General features: G+C 59.0%; 6 protein-coding genes and 1 pseudogene. 1 reads left to right on the forward strand and 6 read right to left on the reverse strand.

What is annotated here, in order from left to right; translation table 11 throughout:
- The 4 genes from P3C29_RS32530 to P3C29_RS32545 form a co-directional block, all read right to left on the reverse strand.
- Window positions 1-648, reverse strand: a 648-nt coding sequence (locus tag P3C29_RS32530) for an IS110 family transposase (RefSeq protein WP_275966456.1), incomplete at its 3' end; no start/stop codon positions are given.
- An 861-nt stretch (window positions 649-1,509) separates the two neighbouring features.
- Window positions 1,510-2,409, reverse strand: coding sequence for a hydroxymethylglutaryl-CoA lyase (locus P3C29_RS32535; protein ID WP_275966457.1), 900 nt, complete (start codon window positions 2,407-2,409; stop codon window positions 1,510-1,512).
- A 12-nt stretch (window positions 2,410-2,421) separates the two neighbouring features.
- Entirely contained in the window at window positions 2,422-2,820 is a 399-nt protein-coding gene (locus P3C29_RS32540) for a MerR family DNA-binding transcriptional regulator (protein ID WP_010166953.1), read from the reverse strand.
- A gap of 67 nt (window positions 2,821-2,887) precedes the next feature.
- On the reverse strand, window positions 2,888-3,823 hold the full coding sequence (locus P3C29_RS32545) for a LysR family transcriptional regulator (RefSeq protein WP_010166954.1): 936 nt from the start codon (window positions 3,821-3,823) through the stop codon (window positions 2,888-2,890).
- 150 nt (window positions 3,824-3,973) lie between these two features.
- On the opposite strand from P3C29_RS32545, the gene P3C29_RS32550 reads away from it, so the two are divergent.
- Entirely contained in the window at window positions 3,974-5,203 is a 1,230-nt protein-coding gene (locus P3C29_RS32550; protein ID WP_169389131.1) for an acyl-CoA dehydrogenase, read from the forward strand.
- 114 nt (window positions 5,204-5,317) lie between these two features.
- Here the strand turns inward: P3C29_RS32550 and P3C29_RS32555 are convergent, their stop codons facing one another.
- Together P3C29_RS32555 and P3C29_RS32560 are read right to left on the reverse strand one after the other, a co-directional pair.
- A complete protein-coding gene (locus tag P3C29_RS32555; RefSeq protein WP_275966458.1) occupies window positions 5,318-6,658 on the reverse strand; it encodes a phosphate ABC transporter substrate-binding/OmpA family protein in 1,341 nt (446 codons plus the stop codon).
- 118 nt (window positions 6,659-6,776) lie between these two features.
- A pseudogene (locus P3C29_RS32560) lies at window positions 6,777-6,926 on the reverse strand (IS110 family transposase); the annotation flags it as partial.

Genomic DNA, 6,926 nt, shown 5'->3' on the forward strand with positions numbered 1-6,926 from the left:
GCCCAGCTCCGGAACCATTGCCAGCAGCGAAAGTGCGAGCACATTGCCAACGCCCGATACCTCGCGCAGCAAATCATAATTGGCCTTCCAAGCCGGCGAAGCTTTGATCGCTTCGTGCAAGTCATCGTCTGTGCTTTTAAGGCGCTTTTGAAGCCAGACGATATGTGCCTTGATGTCCCGTCGAAGTGCCTTGAATACCGCCTGTTTCAGTCGAGACTCTTCCGCCACGATCATGTCGATGAGCTGGCGGCGTCGAGTCAGTAGATCCGCCAGTTCACGAGCGTGTTCATCTGGCATCTCCCGAATCTCGGGTTTGACCGCCTGGGCAAACTCAGCAATCACCTGGGCATCCAGAGCGTCGGTTTTCGCCAGCCTACCGGTCGCCTTGGCGAAATCACGAACCTGACGGGGATTGACAACAACAACTGGTAATCCAGCAGCACAAAGCTCGGCAGCGGCAAGCCGCTCATATCCACCAGTTGCTTCCAGCACCACCAAAACCGGCTCCTGAGCCTTGAGATGTTTAGCTAAACGCTGGATATCTTCTTGAGTATTGAAAAACTGTTCGACTTGGCCAGTAGTGCTGACGAATGAGTCGAGCTTGTTTTTGGAAACATCAATTCCGACGAACGCAGAGTCATGGTCCATAGCGTTTTCCTCACGTCCAACCTTGCAGAATCGGGCTTTGCGCCCAGGCAACCGTTCGGACTAGTTTAGGAAGGAACCTGCTCCGACCCATGCTCACTCACGATCTCGAAATCAGAGGGCACTACGGTCTGAAGCAGGTGAAAACAATCTTACAAGGGCACACCGAGCATTAGCGAGGTGCCGAGTGGTGGGGCAAGAGCCTTTTGGTTACTTTTGGCTGGGCCGGCATTCCGGCTCCTTTCAAAAGTGACCCGCTGTAAGAGCGGAACCCATATCAGCCGTTACCCAAAAAACGGATATACACGCAAATCACCTTTCACGAGAAAGCACAAAGGGGACCCGAGGGTCCCCTTTAATTTGTCGTTGCGTGCTCTTTTTTTATTATTGAGGGGCGGTCTGTTGTTGTTTTTGGCAACCGTGGCCCTTTACCGCTGTTTTTGGCGACCCCCATCCGGGGTCAAGAGCAAACGTATTTTTTTGAGCGCTGATCTGCTTCTTCGCACGCGATCCAACCAGAGGGTAGCTACCTTGAGGTAGTTTTTTGTTCTTCTCTATCCGGTTGCGGGTTTCGGCTAGCCGTACCCTGCAAAGCACATCTTCTCCAAAAAAATCTGTTAGCTGCGTCTCTGCCGTGTTGTTTTTGTTATGTCAGAGTCGTTACGTCTTATTTTTATTAGGTTTGGTGCTTTTTATTCTTGTTATGCAATAGAGATAGCAGGAGCCGTGCCAACTTTATAAAGTCCTTTAAAATCAATGGTTTGATTTTTTGGTGGGAAATTTCTTTCAGGAAATGCGACAAAATATGTTCCCGTGTTACCCGATGTGTAGCCGCGAGGTAACACATCGTCACGGGAGCGGTACTCAGGTGGCGTTACGGGCTTTGGCCACGCGTGAACCGGTGGGGCGGCCCAGTACCGTACAGATCTGCTGGCCCGCCAGAATCAGCTTGTCCATGTCGATACCCGTCTCGATGCCCAGGCCATTGAGCAGGTACAACACATCTTCAGTGGCGACGTTACCGCTGGCACCCTTGGCATAGGGGCAGCCGCCGAGGCCCGCGATAGAGCTGTCGAATACCTGGATACCTTCCTCAAGGCTGGCGTAGATATTGGCGATGGCCTGGCCATAGGTGTCGTGAAAATGCCCGGCCAGTTTGTCCCGTGGCACCTGCGCGCCGACCACCTCGAACATCCGCCGGGTGGCGCCCGCCGTACCGGTGCCGATGGTGTCGCCCAGGGACACTTCATAGCAGCCCATCGCAAACAGCTCCCGGGCTACCGCCGCCACTTGCTCCGGCGCGACCTGGCCTTCGTACGGGCACCCCAACACGCACGACACATAACCCCGCACGCTCACGCCATGCTGCCGGGCCGCGTCCATGATCGGCGCGAAGCGCTCCAGGCTTTCGCGGATGGAGCAATTGACGTTGCGTTGGGAGAACGCCTCGGACGCTGCCGCAAACACCGCGACCTCCTTCACACCGGCGGCAAGGGCATCTTCAAAGCCGCGCAGGTTTGGCGCCAGCGCACCGTATATCACCCCGGGCTTGCGCTGGATCTGCGCAAACACGTCGGCGGACCCGGCCATTTGCGGCACCCACTTGGGCGACACAAAGCTGCCGACTTCGATGTAGCCCAGGCCGGCGGCGCTCAGGGCGTCCACCAATTGCACCTTGTCGGCGACGCTGATGGGTTGCGCTTCATTCTGCAGGCCGTCGCGGGGGCCGACTTCCACCAGGCGCACATGAGAGGGGAGGGACATGGCAGCTACCTTTTATGAATGGCCAACCTGGCTCTGAATGGTCTGTTCCAGCGCCTGGGTGCAACGCTCTTCGGCGGTGTCCAGTTCCAGTTTCATCTGTTCGATGTCCAGCAACTGTTGCTCCAGCTGTTCGCGGCGCTCGGCGATTTTCGCCAGCATGCTGTGCAGCTGTTTCTGATTGCCACTGGTGGGGTCGTAGAGTTCGATCAGCTCCCGGCATTCGGCCAGGGAGAACCCGATGCGTTTGCCCCGCAGGATGAGCTTCAGGCTGACCTTGTCCCGCGGCGAATAAATACGCTCCTGGCCCCGGCGTTCCGGGGACAGCAGGCCTTGTTCTTCATAAAAGCGAATGGCGCGGGTGGTGATATCGAGCTCGCGGGCGAGGTCGGAGATGCTGTAGGTCGTGCTCATGGGGGCGCTCAAGGAGTGTCTTGAGCGTTAAGCTAAAGGTTGCTTGACGTTAACGTCAAGCAACACATCACGCCTGCTGCTTATCCAGCTTCTTCTCATGAGCCGTCACCTGCTGGCACAACTCGATCATTTGCTCGCGCATCCAGCGGTTGGCGGGGTCCTGGTCAGTGCTTTCGTGCCAGTACAGGTGGGTTTCCACCATCGGCACATCGTTCACCGGCAGGTTGAACCAGTGCAGTTCATGGCGCCGGGCAAAGCGCTCCGGCACGGTCATGACCATGTCGGTCTGCTGCAGCACTTGCGAGGCCATCAGATAATGTTGGGAGCGCAGGGCGATCTTGCGTTGCAGGCCCATCTTGCCCAACGCCAGGTCCACGTGGCCCAGGCCATTGCGCCGGCTGGAGATATGAATGTGCGTCAGGGACAAGTAGTCATCGAGGGTGAGCTTTTCCTTGCCCGCCATCGGATGGCCCTTGCGCATGGCACACACGTAGCGGTCTTCCATCAGCTTGACGTGGCGCACTTGCGGGTCGGTGTTGAGCGGCGCATCCACGGCAAAATCCAGGCGACCGGCGGCCAGTTCCTTGGTGGTTTCCCGGCGTTTGGACAGGAAGCTCTCGATCACCACCGTCGGCGCCAGGCGGCGCAAGCGCTGGAACAGCGGCGGCAGAATCACCGCTTCGGTAAGGTCGGTCATGCTGATGCGGTAGGTCTTGGCGGCCTGCTGCGGGTTGAAAATCCGGCTTTCCTGCACCGACACCCGCAGCAGCGACAGCGCATTGCGCACCGGGCCGATGATGTTCTGGGCCATGGGGGTGGGCACCATGCCCTGGGCAGTGCGCACGAACAGCGGGTCGTTGAACGTCTCCCGCAGGCGTGCCAGAGCGTTCGACACCGCTGGCTGGGTAATCCCGACAATCTGCCCGGCGCGGGTCAGGTTGGCTTCGGTGTAGATCGCGTCAAAGACGATGAAAAGGTTGAGGTCGACCTTGCTCAGATTCATTTCGCTGCGCTCTTATTGTTAGGTGTCCATACGCCGATCATATATCGGTGATGAATGTTAATACACGCCGAGAATAGGTTAGGTAAATTATCAGCGCTGATCTAGCATCAATTTCATGACCTAAACAACCTTCCAAAAAGGGAGCTGCTCATGGATTTCGCCTATTCGCCCAAGGTTCAGGAACTGCGTGAACGCGTCACCGCCTTCATGGACGCTTACGTCTACCCGGCCGAGCCGGTGTTTGAACGCCAGGTCAGCGAAGGAGATCGCTGGCAGCCCACCGCAATCATGGAAGAGTTGAAAGCCAAGGCTAAAGCCGAAGGCCTGTGGAACCTGTTCCTGCCGGAGTCCGAACTGGGTGCCGGCCTGACCAACCTCGAATACGCCCCCCTGGCCGAAATCATGGGCCGCTCCTTGCTGGGGCCGGAGCCGTTCAACTGCTCCGCACCCGACACCGGCAACATGGAAGTGCTGGTGCGCTACGCCAACGAAGAGCAGAAACAACGCTGGCTCGAACCGTTGCTGCGGGGCGAGATTCGTTCGGCGTTCGCCATGACCGAGCCGGACGTGGCTTCTTCCGATGCCACCAACATGGCTGCCCGTGCGGTACGTGACGGCGACGAGTGGGTGATCAACGGCAAAAAATGGTGGACCTCCGGCGCCTGCGACCCGCGCTGCAAGATCCTGATCTTCATGGGCCTGAGCAACCCGGATGCGCCGCGCCACCAACAGCACTCAATGATTCTGGTACCGGTGGATGCGCCCGGCGTGAAGATCGTGCGCCCGCTGCCGGTGTTCGGCTACGACGACGCGCCCCACGGCCACGCCGAAGTGCTGTTTGAGAACGTCCGTGTGCCGTACGAAAACGTGCTGCTGGGCGAGGGCCGGGGTTTTGAAATTGCCCAGGGCCGCCTTGGCCCGGGCCGTATCCACCACTGCATGCGCTCCATCGGCATGGCCGAGCGTGCCTTGGAGCTGATGTGCAAGCGCTCTGTCAGCCGTACCGCCTTCGGCAAGCCGTTGGCCCGTCTTGGAGGCAACATCGACAAGATCGCCGACTCGCGGATGGAAATCGACATGGCGCGCCTGCTGACCCTGAAGGCCGCCTACATGATGGACACCGTGGGCAACAAGGTCGCGAAAAGCGAAATCGCGCAGATCAAGGTGGTGGCGCCGAACGTGGCGTTGAAGGTAATCGACCGGGCGATCCAGATCCACGGCGGGGCGGGTGTTTCCAACGACTTCCCGCTGGCCTACATGTACGCCATGCAGCGCACTCTGCGCCTGGCCGACGGCCCGGACGAAGTGCACCGGGCGGCGATCGGCAAGTTCGAGATCGGCAAGTATGTACCGCGGGAGATGATGCGCAGCGGGCAGTAAAACCGAGGTGTCTTCATCGCAGGCAAGCCAGCTCCCACAGGGGAATGCAGTCAACTGTGGGAGCCGGGTTTGCCCGCGATGAGGCCAATCCGGGCAATAAAGATCGTTAAGCCCTCAATACACCCAAACCTCCACCCGCCGGTTCTTGATCCGCCCCTCATCCGCCGTATTTGCCGCCACCGGCATCTCGGCGCCAAAGCCGCGGATATCCCTCAGCACCACGCCACTTTTAACCAACTCCCTGCGCACCGCCATCGCCCGCAGTTTCGAGAGCAGCGCCGCACGCTGCGCATCATTTTTGGCATCCCCAAACCCCACCAGCGTTACCTGCTTGTCCAGCTTGCGGTGGCTCTTTATATAAGCCACCACACGCGTCAAGTCCTGGCGCGCCTTGTTGTCGAGGCTGGCGCTGCCTTCCTCAAACCGGAAGTTCACGGTCAGCCGTTGTGCCTGCCGGGCAATCCCCTGGTAATCCTCGGGCATCGGCGCCCGCGGCTCCACGGTCATGGCCTGCACCTGCTGTGCGATAAACCCGTTGGCGGCGACGATCGCCTGGCCCTTGCTGCTTTGCGCAAAGTCCACCAACACCTTGGCCCACGGATTCTGCGCAACCGGCGGCAGATAGAAAAACAACCGGCGTGACAACGGGTAATCCTCGGTGGCAATCAGGCTGTTCAACGGCAGCATCGGCTGCGAGTCACCGTCGACAATGGCCACTGCCTTGGCCTGGCGCACGTAGGGCAAGCCGATAAAGCCAATGCCCTGGGGATCGTGGCTGACCGCATCCGACAACTGCTCACTGGACTCGAACCGTTTGGCGCTGGCCTCCAGGGATTTGCCGCGACGGCTGAGCACCAGCTCCTTGAACGTATCGTAGGTGCCGGACTGATCATCCCGCGCGTACACCTGAATCTTGCCGCCGATACCGCCCAGTTGTTCCCAGGTCGAGACGTCGCCGCTGAAAATCTGCGCCAGTTGCTCAGTGTTCAATGTATTCAGCGGGTTGCGCGGGTTGAGGATGATCGCCAGGCCATCAATGGCGATGACTTGTTCGGCCTCCGGGCTTTTCAGGTCGCCCAGGGGTTCCAGCTCCACCAACTCGCTGTCTTTTATCGGCCGGGACGACGCCGCGAGGTCGGCGTTGGCTTTTTTCAGTGCGGCGAACCCGGTGCTGGAACCATGGGCGGCCACTTCTATCGTCACCTGTTGGCCCTGGCGAGTCTTGCCGACGATCTGCTGTTCGTTGGCCTGGTCAGACGGCTCGCTGTGCACGCCTTGCAAACCTTGTTGCTCCATCAGTCCCTTGACCAGCGCTGGGCCCAGTGCCGCGCCGATGGTGTTGGAACCCTGGATGCGCAAGGCCGGGCCGTGATCGGGGAAGGGCGGCGGGGTGGAAAAGGCGGTGAGGGGGAATGCGCTGAGCAGGGCCAGCAGGGATAGAACGCGCAGCATCATGCCGGCACCTTCTCAAGCCAAAGGGAGTGCCGCGAGATTAAGTCAGAGAGGTTTCAGGAATATGACCGGCATCACGCCGTCAAAAAGTGTGGGAGATTCTATGGTTGAGGGGCAACCCTCAACCAACCTTTGGTTGGTATTCGCTTTGTCCTTTCAGCAATGCAAATACCACTCGAGCAAGCTTACGGGCCAGCATTACCAGTACCTGAGTGGTGCTATAACCCCGCGCCCGTTGTGCTTGATAAAACTCCTTCCATGCAGCCGTTCG

The sequence above is a fragment of the Pseudomonas sp. 1912-s genome, assembly GCF_029269205.1.
In the GTDB taxonomy this organism is placed as follows: Bacteria; Pseudomonadota; Gammaproteobacteria; order Pseudomonadales; family Pseudomonadaceae; genus Aquipseudomonas.

Bases quoted from the DNA above. Each gene is read 5' to 3' on its own strand.
- P3C29_RS32555 (WP_275966458.1), bottom strand. From the start codon at position 6,658: ATGATGCTGCGCGTTCTATCCCTGCTGGCCCTGCTCAGCGCATTCCCC.
- P3C29_RS32535 (WP_275966457.1), bottom strand. From the start codon at position 2,409: ATGTCCCTCCCCTCTCATGTGCGCCTGGTGGAAGTCGGCCCCCGCGAC.
- P3C29_RS32540 (WP_010166953.1), bottom strand. From the start codon at position 2,820: ATGAGCACGACCTACAGCATCTCCGACCTCGCCCGCGAGCTCGATATC.
- P3C29_RS32545 (WP_010166954.1), bottom strand. From the start codon at position 3,823: ATGAATCTGAGCAAGGTCGACCTCAACCTTTTCATCGTCTTTGACGCG.
- P3C29_RS32550 (WP_169389131.1), top strand. From the start codon at position 3,974: ATGGATTTCGCCTATTCGCCCAAGGTTCAGGAACTGCGTGAACGCGTC.